Source organism: Streptomyces sp. NPDC007088 (genome assembly GCF_042869355.1).
Taxonomy (GTDB): domain Bacteria; phylum Actinomycetota; class Actinomycetes; order Streptomycetales; family Streptomycetaceae; genus Streptomyces.
The window spans coordinates 78,720-94,635 of record NZ_JBIAFO010000005.1; the positions used below are offsets into that span (position 1 = coordinate 78,720).

Sequence of the window (15,916 nt, forward strand, 5' to 3'; positions counted from 1 at the left end):
CACAGGCGGGTCGATTCAGGGTCAACGCCTTGTGCCGTCTGCCCACGCCGAGATATCGGCGGCAGCCCGCCGGACAGCGTCTTCCTGGTCCTGGGCGAGGTTCGCGCAGGCCGCTGCGACGTTCGGCACACCGTCCGCTCCCACGATCGCGTCATGCACCCCGGTCTGCATCCAGTCAGCCTGGTTGTCGTCAGCTTCGGCAACCGCGAGAGCAATGAGCCTTACAGCAGCCACCGTCCCCACCCGGGCCAGGGCCTCTGCTGTCTGCCGGGTCACTGCCGTGTCCTCGACGTCTAGCAGCAGTCCCACCAGCGCTTCCGCAGCCTCAGGAACATCAACGAAGGAAGCAAGGTCGCGCCCGGCACGAACACGTTGCGCCCATGAAGGAGACGACGCCTCAGCCAAGGCCGCCTCCAACCCACTCATCATCTCTGGCACGACCAGACAGTCTCATGCGCAACGAAGAAGATCGAACCCGGGCCAGGGCTGCCCACACGCTTGACGAAGAACATAGAGACACCCCCCGCCCTCCCCGCCCCACCGGGCCGCGCTATTCGTCCACCTGTGCGCCCGCCACCGGTACGAGTGAATGGTCCGGTCAGGTCGTAGCTCGATTACTCCCTCTTCGTTACTGGTGTGCGGTCCGCGGCTGGGATCGCATGTCCAACTAGGAGGAAACATGATCAAGAAGATCGTCGCCACGGTCGCCGCCACAGGCGGTCTCGTTCTCGCGGGTGCGGGCCTCGCCGCCGCCGACGCGGGCGCCCAGGGTGCCGCTGTCGGTTCCCCCGGTGTGCTCTCCGGCAACATCGTCCAGGTCCCCGTGCACGTGCCGGTGAACATCTGCGGCAACACGGTCAACGTGATCGGCCTGCTGAACCCGGCCTTCGGCAACACCTGCGTCAACGCCTGACGTTGTTCCACAGCCCCCAGAGGGCTGATTTTCCAGCGGCCCCGGAGTGCGCGCCATGTGCTCCGGGGCCGCCGGTCTCAACAGGCGCACGCGCAACGGGCCGTGCGCACTCCGGAGAAGGTTTAAAAGGCAGGGAATTGCTATGCGACAGGTCACGCGTAAAGGCCTGATCACTGTGGCGGCCGCGTCCGGCGTACTCGCCGTGACCGGCGGCTACGCGCACGCCGACTCGGGTGCGCAGGGTGCCGCCGTGGGCTCACCCGGCGTCCTCTCGGGCAACCTCGTGCAGGCCCCGGTCGACGTTCCGGTCAACCTCTGCGGCAACACCGTGGACGTCGTCGGTCTGCTCAACCCGGTGTTCGGCAACGGCTGCGCCAACACCTCCGCCGACCGCCACCAGGCGGACAACGGGCACCACGCCGGCCACAAGGGCGGCGGCCAACACGGCGGCGGCTACGGCGAGGAGCGCGGTTCCGGCGGCGGCCACAGCTGGGGCGGAGGCGCCCACGCGGGCGGCGCGGCCGTCGGCTCCCCCGGGGTCGGGTCGGGCAACCAGGCCCAGGTCCCGGTCGACGTCCCCGTGAACGCCTGCGGGAACAGCATCTCGGTCATCGGTCTGCTCAACCCGGCGTTCGGCAACAACTGCGCCAACGTGGAGACCCCCGCCCCGCCGCGCCACGAGACGCCCAAGCCGCCCAAGCCGGAGAAGCCCCCGGTCACCCCGGAGAAGCCGGTCACCCCCGAGAAGCCGAGCACCCCGAAGCCGCCGGCCGAGCACGTGGTCCCGAAGGCGCCGGAGCACCCGGTCGTGCCGGTCGCGGTCAAGGCCCCCCAGCCGCACGCGCAGCTCGCCCAGACCGGCAGCGAGCTGCCGGTCGGCGCGGCGGGCGCTGCCGCCGCGGGCCTGCTGCTCGCGGGCGCCCTGGTCTACCGCAAGGCCCGCGCCGGCGCCTGAGCCGCCGCGGTACGCATGCCGAGGGGCCCCGCGACACTCGCGGGGCCCCTTTCCGGCCGGTCACCCGTACGCGGGGTTCAGCCCGCGCAGGCGGATCACCACGTCGCTCTCGGCTGACGGATGATCCGGCGGCGCAACCGCACTCTGCGGCTGCCGTCCGGGTGCAGTCTCAGTCGGTCCAGTTCCCAGTGTCCGTACTCTGCGTGGTCTGTGAGCAGACGGGTCGTGTCCTTGCGGCTGACGCCCCGCGGCACGTACACGTCGACGAATTCGTATTCCGGCATCGCATCTATTGTGCGGGCAGCGGCCCGGTACGGATAGCGTCTGCTCTATGTCTGATGCTGAGCAGCCCCCGGTTGCCGAGGTACGTGCCGCCGCCGAGGCGGTCAAGGCCGCGCTCGACCGCCACCTGGCGGCGGTGGAGAACCGGTCGGGCGAGGACGACCCGGCCGTCTACCAGGCGTTCAACGAACTGGCCGCCGCCTCCGAGACGTACGACGAGCTGCTGTACGAGCGCTTCGACGAGGTCACCCCCTTCGAGATTCCCGGCCCCGAGGACTCCCTCCCGCCGTACACCGGCCCCGAGGAACCGCACGCGCTGAGCGTGCTCATCCGCCGGGACTACACGGTGGACCGGCCCGATCTCCTGCTCGCCCAGGCCCAGCGGGTCGCCGACCTCGATCCGAGCGCCCCCGGATCGGGGGTGCACGCCGCGCTCGGCGTGCTGTTCGGCGAGTACGAGCCCGACGAGGTCGCCTCCCGGCACAAGGAGTTCGGCCTGGAGGAGGGCGACTCGACCCTGTGGGTGGCGGCGGGCGGGGAACCGGCCGAACCGGGGGAGTGGCTCGACGCCCCCTTCGAACAGGCCGATCCCCAGCAGGTGATCTGCCGCTTCGACGTGAGCGCCGTCTTCGACGACGACCCCGAGGACGACTTCGAACCCTCACACCGGCCCGGACTGCGTTCCCGCAGCCGGTACGCCGACGAGGTGGACGCCGCCGGGGACGAGGAGGAGCTGGAGGCCCTCGACTCGGACAGCTGACGCGACCGGTACCTTTCGGCGCGGATCGCCCGCCGGGCGGGCCTCCACGGCCCGCCCGGCGGGCGATCCGCTGATCCGGACGCCGCCGGGTCCGGGCGATCCGCCGGGTGCGGACGCCGCCGGCCCAGCCGGGCGTTCGCTGTCGCGCGTACCCGGGCGTCCCTGACGTGCGGGCCCGTGCGGGTCAGCCGGCCGCCGCCGGTTCGGCCTGTTCCCGCAGCAGCGTCGCCAGGCGGGTCGTGCGCTCCTGCGCCGGGGCCCCGGCCACGGCCCGGCCCAGCGCCTCGCCCACGCCCTGTACGACCGACAGATGGCGGGCCGCCCGGCCGAAGGCCGTGTAGACCCAGGGGCGGGTCAGCACGGGCGTCGCGTCCCCGGGCAGTACGGCCACGACCGCGGGCCAGCGGTGGCCCACCGACTGGTGCGCGGTGACCGCCCAGCCGTGCCGCACCAGCCCCGCCACCTCCTCCTTGGCCACATGGACCGGCAGCCCCTCGCACTCCAGGCGCAGCCCGGCCTCGTCGGCGCCGACCACCCGGCCCAGCGCCGTACGGCCCGGCACCGGCGAGTAGGCCACCCGGTCCCCGGGGTCGAAGCCCGCGAAGCGGCCGGGACCCGGGTTCAGCCGCTCCTTGAGCGCCGCGTTGAGCACCCGCGTACCGGCCGCCCCGCCGTGGCCCGGCACGAGCACCTGCGTCTCCTCGGCCGGCACCCCGAGCGCGCGGGGCACCGAGTCGCACACGAGCTGCACCGTGCGGTGCACGGCCTCGCCGGGATCGCGGACCGGCACCATGACCAGCTCGCGGCCGGGCGCGTCCACCTCGCCCAGCTCGCCCACCCCGATCCCCGAGACCAGTTCGCCGAGCGGACCGGGATCAGGGGTGCGGGAGACGACGAGCGGTGCCCGGCGCAGCGCGAGCAGATCGCCGAAGACGCGGCCGGGACCCGCCGAACCCAGCACACCGGGATCGCCGCTCAGCACCAGCCGGGCCCCGTCCGGGACCGACTCGGCGAGCAGCGCCGCGCTCTCCACGTCGAGCTGGGGGGCGTCCAGGACGACGAGCAGGTCGAGCGCGAACTGCCCCTCCGCGTCCCGGCCGGGGCCCTGCGCGCCCGAGAGCAGGCCCGCGACGGTGAGCGCGGGCTCCTTCACGCCGAGGTCGGCCGCGAGCCGGTGGCGGCCCTGCGCGGTGTGGGCCGCCGCGTACGCCCGCAGGCCCAGGCCGCGGGCCGCCGTGACCAGCCGCGCGGGCTCGGCGCGGGCGCTCTCCCCGCCGGTGTGCAGGACCAGCGCGTGGGCCGCCGCGGCCCGGATCAGTTCACCCGCCGAGGCGCCCGCCGCCCGCGCGGCCGGCGCCCAGCCGGCCTCCTCCTCGGTCTCCGCCTTCGGCACGCAGCCCGCGATCCGGCCGAGGGCGTCCGCGAGGGACTCCTCCGCCATGGCGTACCGCTCCAGTCCCACCAGGACCCGCACGGGCCGCCTCGGGGGCTCCTCGCCCTCCTCCGGCGTGGCGGGGGCGGGCCCGGGCGCCGCCTCCAGGGCGTCCTGGAACAGCAGCAGGTCGCCCTCGGCGACGGCCGCGTGCACGGCCTCCTCGGGTCCGGGCACCCGGGCCGAGGCCAGCTGGGACACGAGCGCCGGCAGGTCGAGCGCGGTGTGCCCGAGCCGGGCCGCCTGCTCCAGCAGCCGGACGCACAGCGCGCGCCCGCGCCGCTCGTCACCCGGGTCGCACTCCTCGCCCAGCAGCGCGCGGGCGAAGCCGTCCGCCTGCTCGGGCCGCACGCCGGGCACCCGCAGCAACTGCCACGGGTCCTCGCGCAGGACCTGGCCGGCGCCCTCGCCGAGGGCGCGTACGGCCGGGCCCGCGAGCGCGGCGGGCGCGGAGCCCTCCGCCAGGGCCTCGGCGGCGGCCGCGAGAGCGGAGGCGGCGGGCGGCGGCGCGGCCACCGGCTGCTCGGCACGCGGCCGCGCCGGCGCGGGGGCCGAACGGCGCGGGGCGGGCGTCTCGCGCGGGGCGTCGAAGGTCGGCGGGGGAGTGGCGCCGCTCTCCACGGCGCGCACCGCGGCGAGCAGTTCGGCGGCGGTGCCGGTCAGCTTGGTACCGGCCTCCACCGGGGCGGCCCGCGCCGCCCTGCGCTCCTCGATCCGCTGCCGCTCGGCACGCTGGGCGGCCAGTTCGGCCTCCGCCTCGGACAGGCGCCTCTCGGCCCCCCCGCCGTCACCGGTGGGCTCCCCGCCCTCCCCGGCCGCTCCGGCGGGCGCCGCGTCCTCCGGAGCCTCGGGGACGGCAGGGGCCGCGGGCCCCCGGGCGCCGGGCTCCTCGGTCTCCTCGGCGGGTGCCGGCTCCTCACTCACAGCGTGCTCCAGTCCTGATCGGGATAGCGGTGCACGGGCGCCGACACGTCGTCGAGCGCCTGGCAGATCTCGTCAGGAAGACTAAGGGTCTCCACTGACAGGACCTCCGTCAGCTGCCGCGCGGTCCTGGCACCCACGAGCGGCGCGACCACCCCGGGCCGGTCCCGCACCCAGGCCAGCGCCACCTGGAGCGGGGTGGCCGCGAGACCGTCGGCGGCCGTGCGCACCGCGTCCACGACGCGGCTCGCCGCCTCGTCCAGGTAGGGCGCGACGAAGCCCGCCATCGACCCGGAGGCCCCGCGCGAGCCCGCGGGCATCCCCTCCCGGTACTTGCCGGTGAGCACGCCCCGGCCCAGCGGCGAGGAGGGCAGCAGGCCCACCCCCAGGTCCCGCGCGGCGGGCAGCACCTCGCGCTCCACCCCGCGCTGGAGCAGCGAGTACTCCATCTGCGTACTGGCCAGCCGGGTCCGGCTGCCGCCGCCGGCGAGCTGCCAGGTCGCGGCCTTGGCGAGCTGCCAGCCGCTGAAGTTGGAGATGCCCGCGTACCGGGCCCGGCCCGAGCTGACCGCGAGGTCGAGCGCCTGGAGCGTCTCCTCCAGGGGCGTCTGCGCGTCGAAGGCGTGCACCTGCCACAGGTCCACGTAGTCGGTGCCCAGCCGCCGGAGCGAGGCGTCGAGCGCCGCGAGCAGGTGCCCGCGCGAGCCGTTGAAGCGCCGGTCGGGGTCCGGGACGCTGCCCGCCTTGGTGGCGATGACCAGATCCCGGCGCGGCACGAGCCCCTCCACGAGCTGCCCGAGCAGGTACTCGGCCTCCCCGTCCCCGTACACGTCCGCGGTGTCCACGAGGGAGCCGCCGGCCTCCCAGAACACCTTGAGCGAGGCGGCGGCCTCGTGCTCGTCGGTGTCCCGGCCCCAGCCGAGGGTGCCGAGACCTATCCGGGACACGCGCAGGCCGGTGCGGCCGAGATGCCTCTGCTCCATGGAGGCTGAGGTTACTGGCCATACGTCAGTTCGTGGGGTGGCCCGCGCGGGGAAAGGAAGGTCACGTCGCTGGTCCGGGCCCGTCCCTGTCGGAGCCCGCCGGTGCGCGCTAGAGTCCCCCGGAAGCAACGTTACTGATCAGTAAGGGGTGTGGACCATGCAGCTCGGGATCAATCTCGGCTACTGGGGCGCCGGCATGGACGCGGACAACCTGGCCGTGGCCCAGGAGGCCGACCGGCTCGGCTACGCGGTCTGCTGGGCCGCCGAGGCGTACGGCTCGGACGCGCCGACCGTCCTGTCCTGGGTGGCCGCGAAGACCGAGCGCATCGACGTGGGCTCCGCGATCCTCCAGATCCCGGCCCGCCAGCCCGCGATGACCGCGATGACCGCCGCGACCCTCGACTCCCTCTCCGGCGGCCGCTTCCGGCTCGGCCTCGGCGTCTCGGGCCCGCAGGTCTCCGAGGGCTGGTACGGCGTGAAGTTCGACAAGCCGCTCGCCCGCACCCGTGAGTACGTGGAGATCGTGCGCCGCGCCATGAGCCGCGAGCGCCTCAGCTACGAGGGCGCGCACTGGACCCTGCCGCTGCCCGACGGCCCCGGGAAGCCCCTCAAGCTCACCGTGCACCCGCAGCGCGAGCACATCCCGCTCTACATCGCCGCCATCGGCCCGAAGAACCTGGAGCAGACCGGCGAGATCGCCGACGGCGCCCTGCTCATCTTCCCCGCCGCCGAACACCTGGAGGAGACCGCGCTGCGGCACATCCGGGCGGGCCGCGAGAAGGCCGGGCTCACCATGGACGGTTTCGACGTCGTGCCCACCGTGCCGATCGCCGTCGGCGAGGACATCGACGCGCTCGCCGACACCTTCCGCCCCTACACCGCGCTGTACGTCGGCGGCATGGGCAGCCGCAAGCAGAACTTCTACAACCAGCTCGCGCGGCGCATGGGCTACGAGAAGGAGGCCGCCGAGATCCAGGACAAGTACCTGGCCGGAGACAAGAACGGCGCCGCCGCCGCCGTCCCGCGCAGCCTCATCGACTCCACGACCCTGCTCGGCTCCGTCGACCGGATCGCCGACCGCATGCGCGCCTACGCCGAGGCCGGCGTCACGACCCTCACGCTGTCGCCCGCCGGGTTCACGCTCGACGAGCGGATCGCCGCGCTGCGGGCCGGCACCGAGGCGGCGGAGCGCGCCGGCCTCGCCTGACCCGACGGACGACGGACGGCGGACGACCCAGCGCCGCCCCGCGCCCACCGCCTCCGGCCGGGTCGCCCGTTCGGCCCAGCCGGGGGCCGCTCCTGTTGCCGCCCCCGCCCACCGCCCGTTGACTGCACAGGTGCGAGCAGTGCCGGCGAGTGGAGGTGGCAGCGATGCTTTCGGCCAGGAGTCTCTTCGAAGAGATCATCGACAACGACGAGACCTACCAGTTGTTCTGCTCCGTCGCCGCCAGCGGTGAGGCGCAGGGCGGCTGGGAGAACGGGCGGATCGCCGCCCTGCTCCCCGAGAGCATGCGCCACCTCGCCCCGAAGGTCGCGCGGCACGGCGCCGACGAGGACAAGCACGGCAGGATCTTCCACGGGCTGCTGCGCCGGCGCGGACTGAGCGCCGTCGAGGTCCCCCCGGAGACCGACTACACGATGCTCCTGGAGCGGGCCGGGATCGGCCTCGCGCACGACAAGCTCAAGCGCGAGGAGCCGCTCGACGAGGCCGACATCATCACCTACCTCGCCCACAGCCGCGTCACCGAACAGCGCGCCTCGGACCAGATGGACATGCTGCGCCGCCACTTCGCCGGCCACCCCGAGGTCGGCAACGCCGTGCGCATCATCTCGGGTGACGAGGACAACCACCTCGCGTACTGCCACGAGGAACTGCTGCGGCTCGCCGACGAGGGCCACGGCCCCACCATCCGGCGCATCCTGCACGACTGCGCCCGCTCCGAGAACCGGGTCTACCGCGACGTGAGCCTCGCCGTCATGGCGCACATGGGCCGCGTCCTGGGCTGGTCGCGGCCCAAGGCCGCCGTGCTCGCCGGGGCGATCCACGCCTCCTACGCCTACGAGCGCACCCACGGCTGGCGGCGCATGGTCACCCTGACGATGCCCGCACGCCGCGACGCCCTCGGCGGGCCCGCCACCCCCGAACCCGAGTTCGCCTGAGCCGGTGCCGGGCGCCGGGTGCCGGCACCGGGCGCGGAGTACGGCGGCCGGCGGGCCTACAACCAGCCCCGCCGCTTGAACTGCCGGTAGAGCCCGAACTCCAGCACCACCATGAGCGCGATCACCGCCGGATAGGCCCACACCCAGCGCAGTTCCGGCATGTGGTCGAAGTTCATCCCGTAGACCCCGGCGATCATGGTCGGCACCGCCGCCATCGCCGCCCACGCCGAGATCTTGCGCATGTCGTCGTTCTGCCGCACCCCCATCTGCGCCAGATGCGCCGACAGTATGTCCGACACCAGCCGGTCCAGGCCCTCCACCGACTCGTTCACCCGGGTCAGGTGGTCGCTCACGTCCCGGAAGAAGGGCCGCACCTCGTCGTTGACGAAAGGCACCGCCGCCGCGAACGGGCCGGTGCCCGCGAGCCGCAGCATCGGCATCGCGAGCGGTCCCGTGGCCCGGCGGAACTCCAGGATCTGGCGTTTGAACGTGTAGATCCTGGATGCCGTGTTGTTCGAGGGGGCCCCGTCCGGCGAGAACACCGCCGTCTCCAGCTCCTCCAGGTCCGTCTGGAGCTCCTCCGCGACCTCCAGGTAGTGGTCCACCACCTGATCCGCGACCGAGTAGAGGACCGCCGTCGGCCCGTGCCGCAGCATCGCCGGATCCGACTCCAGGCCCTTGCGCAGGTCCGCGATCGGCGTCCCGTCACCGTGCCGCACCGTCACCACGAAGGAGTCCCCGAGGAACAGCATCAGCTCGCCCGAGGAGACCGTGTCACTGTCCGGCTCGTAGCTCACCGGCTTGAGCACGACGAACAGCGAGTCGTCGTAGACCTCCATCTTGGGCCGCTGATGCGCCTTGAGGGCGTCCTCCACCGCGAGCGGGTGCAGCCGGAACTCCTCACTGACCTTCTCGAACTCCTCACCGGTCGGCTCGTGCAGCCCGATCCACACGAAGGAGTCACCGGCCGCGCGGGCCGCGTCCAGCGCGTCCGACAGGTCGTCCGGCCCCTCGGTGCGCTTGCCGTCCCGGTAGATGCCACAGTCCACGATCACGAAGCCGATTGTTCCCCAGTACGGGGAGCACACACGTACAGCCGTGCGGGACGCACGGCCTACGCTGGGCCGTATGCCCACCCTGATCCTCGTCCGGCACGGACGCTCCACCGCCAACACGGCCGGCCTGCTGGCCGGCTGGACCCCCGGCGTCGCCCTCGACGACCGGGGCCGCGAGCAGGCCGCCGCCCTGCCCGCGCGGCTCGCGGGGCTGCCGCTGGCCGCCGCCGTCAGCAGCCCCCTCCAGCGCTGTGAGGAGACCCTCGCCCCGCTCCTCGCCGACCGGCCCGAGCTGCCCCTGCACACCGAGGAGCGCGTCGGCGAGTGCCACTACGGGGACTGGACGGGGCGCAAACTCAGCGAGCTGAACGACAAGCCCCTCATGGAGGTCGTCCAGAACCACCCCTCGGCGGCCGCCTTCCCCGGCGGCGAGTCGATGCGCGCCATGGCCGCGCGCTCCGCGGAGGCGGTACGCGAGTGGAACACCCGTATCGCGGACGAACACGGCGAGCAGGCCGCGTACGTCATGTGCTCCCACGGCGACATCATCAAGTCCCTCGTCGCGGACGCCCTCGGCCTCCACCTCGACCAGTTCCAGCGGATCTCCGTGGAGCCCTGCTCGGTCACCGTCATCCGCTACACCCGGCTGCGCCCCTTCCTGGTGCGGCTCGGCGACACCGGCTCCCTCGCCTCCCTCGCGCCGCCCGCCGAATCCGACGGCAAGAGCGACGACGAGGGCCGGGCCACGGTCGGCGGCGGAGCGGGCGCACCGTGATCGTCACCCGCAGTAGGGTTGGCCCCACCAACCCGCCGCACCGGTTGGCGCACTCGAATCCGACGATCCCAACGATTCCAATGGAGAACAGGACGTGTCCCGTCAGGTGTTCCTCTACGACCCGCCGGAACGCTTCGTAGCCGGTACGGTCGGGCTCCCCGGGCGCCGTACCTTCTTCCTCCAGGCTTCGGCCGGAGGCCGGGTCACCAGCGTCGCCCTGGAGAAGACCCAGGTGGCGGCGCTCGCCGAGCGGATGGACGAACTGCTGGACGAGGTCGTGCGGCGCAGCGGCGGCAACGCCGCGGTCCCGGCCGTCGCCCCGTCCGAGATCGCCGACTCCGCGCCTCTCGACAACCCGGTCGAGGAGGAGTTCCGCGTCGGCACCATGGCGCTGGCCTGGGACGGCGACGAACAGCGCATGATCATCGAGGCGCAGGCCCTCGTCGAACTCGACGCCGAGTCCGAGGACGACCTCGCCGCCGCGGAGGAGCAACTGCTTCAGGACGACGAGAACGGCCCGCCCATGCTGCGGGTACGGCTCAGCGGCGCGCAGGCCAGGGCCTTCGCCAAACGGGCCCTCGACGTCGTCAACGCCGGCCGGCCGCCCTGCCCGCTGTGCAGCCTCCCGCTCGACCCGGAAGGACACGTATGCCCGCGCCAGAACGGATACCGCCGGTCGGCGTGAGCGATCCGCTGCGGGAACTGCTGACCGACGGGGAGCTGACCGTACGCGGCCAGATCCGTGAGGCGTCCAACGCGGTGCTGCTGTGCGAGGTGAGCCTCGACGGCCGCACGGCCTCGTGCGTCTACAAGCCGGTGGCCGGGGAACGCCCGCTGTGGGACTTCCCCGACGGCAACCTGGCCCGCCGGGAGGTCGCCGCCTACGAGGTCTCCGAGGCCCTCGGCTGGGGCCTCGTCCCGCTCACCGTGCTGCGCGAGGGCCCCTACGGCGAGGGCATGTGCCAGCTGTGGATCGAGGCGGGTGAGGAGGACGCGGGGCTGCTCGCCCTCGTGGAGGCCGAGGAGCCGCAGGAGGGCTGGAAGGCCATCGGTTTCGCCGAGGTGGAGGAGGACCGCACCGCGCTCCTCGTCCACCGCGACGATCCCCGGCTGCGCCGTCTCGCCGTCCTGGACGCCGTGATCAACAACGCCGACCGCAAGGGCGGCCACCTGCTGCCCGCGCCGGACGGGCGGCTCTACGGCATCGACCACGGAGTGACCTTCCACACGGACGACAAGCTCCGCACCCTCCTGTGGGGCTGGGCCGGCTCGCCGCTGCCCGAGGAGGCGACCGAGGCGCTGCGCGGTCTGGACGAGGCGCTGGAGGGCCCCCTGGCGGAGCGGCTCGCGCCGCTGCTGACCCCGGACGAGGTGACGGCCCTGCGGGCCCGCGTGCGGTCCCTGCTCACCACGGGCACCCACCCGGAGCCGAGCGGCCAGTGGCCGGCGATCCCCTGGCCCCCGGTCTGAGCGGGCGCTCCGGGGGCGAGTGAGCCGAAGGACGCGGGGGTGTCGAGAAGGCCGTCGTGCGCGGGCCCGTCGAAGGAGGGCCGAGCACGTCGGCCTTCTCGGCACCCACCGAGGCGCCCCGGAGGCGAACCGAGCCCCCGAAAAGATGGTGGGCGCACCTCCGGTGGATGTGCGGACCGCGGGCCGGTTACGCTCATGACATGCATGCCTGGCCCGCTTCCGAGGTCCCCGCCCTGCCCGGTACGGGCCGCGACCTCCGCATCCACGACACCGCGACCGGAGGGCTCGTCACCCTGACCCCCGGTCCTGTCGCCCGTATCTACGTGTGCGGCATCACGCCGTACGACGCGACCCACATGGGGCACGCGGCCACCTACAACGCGTTCGACCTCGTGCAGCGCGTGTGGCTCGACACCCAGCGCCAGGTGCACTACGTCCAGAACGTGACCGATGTCGATGATCCGCTGCTGGAGCGGGCCGTGCGGGACGGCGTCGACTGGACCGGGCTCGCCGAGCGGGAGACCGCCCTGTTCCGCGAGGACATGACGGCTCTGCGGATGCTGCCCCCCAAGCACTACATCGGCGCGGTCGAGGCCATACCCGGGATCGTCCCGCTCGTGGAGCGGCTGCGTGAACTCGGCGCGGCCTACGAGCTGGAGGGCGACATCTACTTCTCGGTCGCCTCCGACCAGCACTTCGGTGAGGTCTCCGGCCTCGACGCCGAGGCGATGCGTCTGCTGTCCGCCGAGCGCGGCGGCGACCCGGAGCGCCCCGGCAAGAAGAACCCGCTGGACCCGATGCTGTGGATGGCCGCCCGCGAGGGCGAGCCCAGCTGGGACGGCGGCAGCCTCGGCGCGGGCCGCCCCGGCTGGCACATCGAGTGTGTCGCCATCGCCCTCGACCACCTCGGCATGGGCTTCGACGTCCAGGGCGGCGGCTCCGACCTCGCCTTCCCGCACCACGAGATGGGCGCCTCGCACGCCCAGGCGCTCACCGGCGAGCACCCCTTCGCGAAGTCCTACGTGCACGCCGGGATGGTGGGCCTGGACGGCGAGAAGATGTCGAAGTCGAAGGGCAACCTCGTCTTCGTCTCCCAGCTGCGCCGGTCCGGGGTGGACCCCGCCGCGATCCGCCTCGCGCTCCTCGCCCATCACTACCGCGCCGACTGGGAGTGGACCGACGCCGGGCTCCAGGAGGCCGTGGAGCGGCTCGCCCGCTGGCGGGCCGCCGTCTCCCGCCCCGACGGCCCCTCCGCCGAGGCCCTGGTCGAGGAGGTCCGCGAGGCGCTCGCCGAGGACCTCGACTCCCCGAGGGCGCTGCTCGCCGTCGACCGCTGGGCCGGGACGCAGCAGTCCACCGGTGGCACCGACGAGGGCGCCCCCGGGCTCGTCTCGCGCGCGGTCGACGCGCTGCTGGGCGTGGCCCTCTGACGGGCCGTACGGCGCCGCACGGGACCGTGCGGCGCTGAGCACGACCGAGGGGCGGGGTGCCGGGCACCCCGCCCCTCGTCGGTGACGTCCCGCCCGCTCCGGCCCCGTTCCCGGGTGGGGGCCGACGGGCCTCGGCGTGCCGCTCAGTCCGGTACGGGACCGTCCGGCTCGCCCTTGTCGCCCTCGCCCTTGTCGCCCTCGCCCTTGTTCTCGCCGCCGCCCCCGGTCTCGCCGTTCCCGGCGTCCCCGCTGGCCTTGCCGCTGTCGCCCGAGCCGTCCCCGTCCTGCGGCTTCCCCTTCTCGGCGGCCTCGGTGTCGGCCTCGGCGGCGTCGGACGGTGCCGAGGGTTCGCGGCCGGGCGCGGGGCGCTGCGGTTTCGGCGGCCGGGTGCGGTCCGCTCCGGCCGACGGGGTGTCGCGCAGGAAGGGCGCCGTCTCGCCGCCCTCGGTGGCGTGCCCGCCCGCCGACTGTCCGGGCTCCCGGCGCCGCAGGTACCGCTCGAACTCGCGCGCGATGGCCTCGCCGGAGGCCTCCGGAAGCTCCGCGGTGTCCCGCGCCTCCTCCAGAGACTGCACGTACTCGGCCACCTCGCTGTCCTCCGCCGCCAGCTGGTCGACGCCCAGTTGCCAGGCGCGCGCGTCCTCGGGCAGCTCGCCGAGCGGGATGCGCAGGTCGACCAAGTCCTCCAGGCGGTTGAGCAGGGCCAGCGTCGCCTTCGGGTTGGGCGGCTGCGACACGTAGTGCGGCACCGCGGCCCACAGGCTCACCGCGGGCACCCCCGCGTGGGTGCACGCCTCCTGGAGAATCCCGACGATGCCCGTGGGCCCCTCGTACTTCGACTCCTCCAGGTCCATGGTGCGCGCCAGGTCGGGATCGGAGGTGACGCCGCTGACCGGCACCGGCCGGGTGTGCGGGGTGTCGCCCAGCAGGGCGCCCAGCACCACGACCAGTTCCACGCCCAGCTCGTGGGCGAAGCCCAGCAACTCGTTGCAGAACGAACGCCAGCGCATCGAGGGCTCGATCCCGCGCACCAGCACCAGATCGCGCGGACGCTCCCCGCCGACCCGCACCACCGAGAGCCGGGTCGTGGGCCAGGTGACCTTGCGGGTCCCGCCCTCCACGAACACCGTCGGGCGGTTGACCTGGAAGTCGTAGTAGTCCTCGGCGTCGAGCGCCGCGAACACCTCGCCCTTCCACTCCTTCTCCAGGTGCGCGACCGCCGAGGAGGCGGCGTCGCCGGCGTCGTTCCAGCCTTCGAACGCGGCCACCATGACGGGGTCGATCAGCTCGGGTACCCCTTCGAGCTCGATCACCCGGCGCCTCCTTCGGACGTTCCCTTGCGTACGCCCCAACCTTACGGCTTCGGCGGGGGGCCTCCGCAGCCCCCTCGCAGGGAGAATGCCGGATCACTGCCCCGTCCGCGAGGGCTTACTCCTGTGGCGGGCGGGGTGATCCGCGCGCCGCCGAGGCGGGGCGGACCGGGGAGCGCGAACCGGCCGCCCGCGGGGCGCCCCGGCCTCCTCTCACGCCTCCCCCTCCGGCTCCCAGAGCGTGCTCGGCGCCTCACGCCGCAGGACGGGTGCGACGTCCTCGGCGAAGCGTTGCAGGGTCTCCGCCTGCTCAGCGCGCCCGAGACCGTAGGCGTCCACGCTGATCGACTGGAGGTCGTGCCCGTAGGCGGAGTGGAAGCCGAGGATCTTGTCGATGATCTGCTGCGGGGAGCCGATGAGCTGCGGGCCGTTCTCGATCGCGTCCTCGATGGTGCGGAAGGGGGTGTTGTAGCCGGCCTTTCCGGCCAGGTGCGGTTTGAAGCCCTGCCGGACGCTCGCCTCGTACACCTCCCGGTAGCGGGCCACCGCCCGCTCGTGGGTGTCGGCGATGAGCAGTCCGCCCGAACCCGCCGCCACGCGGGCGCGCGCCGGATCGTGCCCGTACGCCTCGAAGCGTTCGCGGTAGTGGGCGACGAGTCGCGCGTAGGCGGCGCGCGGCTGGATCGCGTTCGCGGTGAACAGCGGGTCCCCGTGCTTCGCGGCGAGTTCGGTCGATTCGAGGCTGGTCGCCGAGCCGTGCCAGATCCGGGGGAGCCCGGCGTACGGCCTCGGGACGGTCGTCACGCCCTTCAGCGCGGGGCGGAACTCGCCCTCCCAGTCCACGCCCTCCTCGGTCCACAGGCGGCGCAGCAGCTCGTACTTCTCCCGCTGGAGATCCCACTGCCGCGCCTCGTCGAGACCGAACAGGTCGAAGTGGCCGGCTTCCGCGCCCTTGCCGACGACGAGTTCCACCCGGCCCCGGGACACCTGATCGAGCGTCGCGAAGTCCTCGGCGACCCGCACCGGGTCGAGGATCGCGAGCACCGTGACCCCGGTCAGCAGCCGGATGCGGGAGGTGCGCGCGGCGAGCGCGCCGAGGACCACGGCGGGACCGGAGGAGAGGAAGGCGCCCGCGTGCCGCTCTCCCACGGAGAATGCGTCGAAGCCGAGACGTTCCGCGGCGGCGCCGAGTTCGAGGACGTCCTCGAAACGGTCGGCGGGGGAGCGCAGTTCGCCGGTGAGCGGATGCGGGGCGTGCTGGATGAGGCTGAGCACCTGAAACTTCATACCGACCACTGTCGTCGCGCAGTGTTGCGGCACTGTGGCGGCCGTGTGGCACGGTCGGCCCGGGGAGGGGTGGGGGGGGGGGGGGCGCCCGCGGGGGGCGCCCCCCCCCCCCCCCCCCCCCGGCCGCCGCCGCCACCCCCCCCCCCCAACGACCCCCCCCCCCCCCCCCCCCCCCCCGCCCCG

16 protein-coding genes are annotated in these 15,916 nt (G+C 73.7%); 9 read left to right on the plus strand and 7 right to left on the minus strand.

The features are described from left to right. Positions 1 to 21 precede the first annotated feature (21 nt). The gene (locus ACFYMP_RS09975; RefSeq protein ID WP_365200412.1) at positions 22 to 429 is read right to left on the minus strand and encodes a hypothetical protein; all 408 of its coding nucleotides are present in this window, start codon (positions 427 to 429) and stop codon (positions 22 to 24) included. Between the two features lie 250 nt (positions 430 to 679). Here ACFYMP_RS09975 and ACFYMP_RS09980 point away from each other — a divergent pair, with 250 nt between their 5' ends. After that, positions 680 to 913 (plus strand): chaplin, encoded by a 234-nt coding sequence (locus tag ACFYMP_RS09980; RefSeq protein WP_388853497.1) that lies wholly within the window; start codon positions 680 to 682, stop codon positions 911 to 913. A 142-nt stretch (positions 914 to 1,055) separates the two neighbouring features. Then, entirely contained in the window at positions 1,056 to 1,868 is an 813-nt protein-coding gene (locus ACFYMP_RS09985; protein WP_388853500.1) for a chaplin family protein, read from the plus strand. A gap of 95 nt (positions 1,869 to 1,963) precedes the next feature. Here ACFYMP_RS09985 and ACFYMP_RS09990 read toward each other — a convergent pair whose 3' ends face one another. Further along, positions 1,964 to 2,152: a DUF5703 family protein gene (locus tag ACFYMP_RS09990; RefSeq protein WP_009063724.1), complete on the minus strand. Its 189-nt coding sequence runs from the start codon at positions 2,150 to 2,152 to the stop codon at positions 1,964 to 1,966. A gap of 47 nt (positions 2,153 to 2,199) precedes the next feature. Between ACFYMP_RS09990 and ACFYMP_RS09995 the strand changes: the two genes are divergently transcribed. After that, the gene (locus ACFYMP_RS09995; protein ID WP_388853504.1) at positions 2,200 to 2,910 is read left to right on the plus strand and encodes a hypothetical protein; all 711 of its coding nucleotides are present in this window, start codon (positions 2,200 to 2,202) and stop codon (positions 2,908 to 2,910) included. A gap of 184 nt (positions 2,911 to 3,094) precedes the next feature. On the opposite strand, the gene ACFYMP_RS10000 is transcribed toward ACFYMP_RS09995, so the two are convergent. Both ACFYMP_RS10000 and ACFYMP_RS10005 read right to left on the minus strand, forming a co-directional pair. Next, positions 3,095 to 5,266 carry a helix-hairpin-helix domain-containing protein gene (locus tag ACFYMP_RS10000; RefSeq protein ID WP_388853507.1) on the minus strand — a complete coding sequence of 724 codons (2,172 nt, stop codon included), beginning with the start codon at positions 5,264 to 5,266 and terminating at the stop codon, positions 3,095 to 3,097. Further along, the gene (locus ACFYMP_RS10005) at positions 5,263 to 6,246 is read right to left on the minus strand and encodes an aldo/keto reductase (protein WP_388853510.1); all 984 of its coding nucleotides are present in this window, start codon (positions 6,244 to 6,246) and stop codon (positions 5,263 to 5,265) included. Before ACFYMP_RS10005 ends, ACFYMP_RS10000 begins: the two co-directional genes overlap by 4 nt. 157 nt (positions 6,247 to 6,403) lie before the next feature. On the opposite strand from ACFYMP_RS10005, the gene ACFYMP_RS10010 reads away from it, so the two are divergent. Together ACFYMP_RS10010 and ACFYMP_RS10015 are read left to right on the plus strand one after the other, a co-directional pair. Next, positions 6,404 to 7,453, plus strand: coding sequence for an LLM class F420-dependent oxidoreductase (locus tag ACFYMP_RS10010; RefSeq protein ID WP_388853513.1), 1,050 nt, complete (start codon positions 6,404 to 6,406; stop codon positions 7,451 to 7,453). A gap of 164 nt (positions 7,454 to 7,617) precedes the next feature. Then, on the plus strand, positions 7,618 to 8,406 hold the full coding sequence (locus tag ACFYMP_RS10015; protein ID WP_388853516.1) for a ferritin-like domain-containing protein: 789 nt from the start codon (positions 7,618 to 7,620) through the stop codon (positions 8,404 to 8,406). Positions 8,407 to 8,462: 56 nt separating this feature from the next. Here ACFYMP_RS10015 and corA read toward each other — a convergent pair whose 3' ends face one another. Continuing rightward, complete coding sequence (gene corA, locus ACFYMP_RS10020) at positions 8,463 to 9,461, minus strand: magnesium/cobalt transporter CorA (RefSeq protein WP_388853519.1); 999 nt, start codon at positions 9,459 to 9,461, stop codon at positions 8,463 to 8,465. A 73-nt stretch (positions 9,462 to 9,534) separates the two neighbouring features. Between corA and ACFYMP_RS10025 the strand changes: the two genes are divergently transcribed. The 4 genes from ACFYMP_RS10025 (at position 9,535) to mshC (ending at position 13,136) form a co-directional block, all read left to right on the plus strand. Then, a complete protein-coding gene (locus ACFYMP_RS10025) occupies positions 9,535 to 10,236 on the plus strand; it encodes a histidine phosphatase family protein (RefSeq protein ID WP_388853522.1) in 702 nt (233 codons plus the stop codon). Positions 10,237 to 10,330: 94 nt separating this feature from the next. Beyond that, a complete protein-coding gene (locus ACFYMP_RS10030) occupies positions 10,331 to 10,921 on the plus strand; it encodes a DUF3090 domain-containing protein (protein ID WP_363148313.1) in 591 nt (196 codons plus the stop codon). Next, positions 10,885 to 11,706 (plus strand): SCO1664 family protein, encoded by an 822-nt coding sequence (locus ACFYMP_RS10035; protein WP_388853526.1) that lies wholly within the window; start codon positions 10,885 to 10,887, stop codon positions 11,704 to 11,706. Before ACFYMP_RS10030 ends, ACFYMP_RS10035 begins: the two co-directional genes overlap by 37 nt. 200 nt (positions 11,707 to 11,906) lie before the next feature. Next, positions 11,907 to 13,136: a cysteine--1-D-myo-inosityl 2-amino-2-deoxy-alpha-D-glucopyranoside ligase gene (gene mshC, locus ACFYMP_RS10040; protein WP_388853529.1), complete on the plus strand. Its 1,230-nt coding sequence runs from the start codon at positions 11,907 to 11,909 to the stop codon at positions 13,134 to 13,136. A 143-nt stretch (positions 13,137 to 13,279) separates the two neighbouring features. Here the strand turns inward: mshC and ACFYMP_RS10045 are convergent, their stop codons facing one another. Further along, positions 13,280 to 14,449, minus strand: a complete 1,170-nt coding sequence (locus tag ACFYMP_RS10045) for a PAC2 family protein (RefSeq protein ID WP_388853532.1) — start codon at positions 14,447 to 14,449, stop codon at positions 13,280 to 13,282. A gap of 210 nt (positions 14,450 to 14,659) precedes the next feature. Then, positions 14,660 to 15,733: an LLM class flavin-dependent oxidoreductase gene (locus ACFYMP_RS10050; protein WP_388853535.1), complete on the minus strand. Its 1,074-nt coding sequence runs from the start codon at positions 15,731 to 15,733 to the stop codon at positions 14,660 to 14,662. Positions 15,734 to 15,916: the final 183 nt, after the last annotated feature.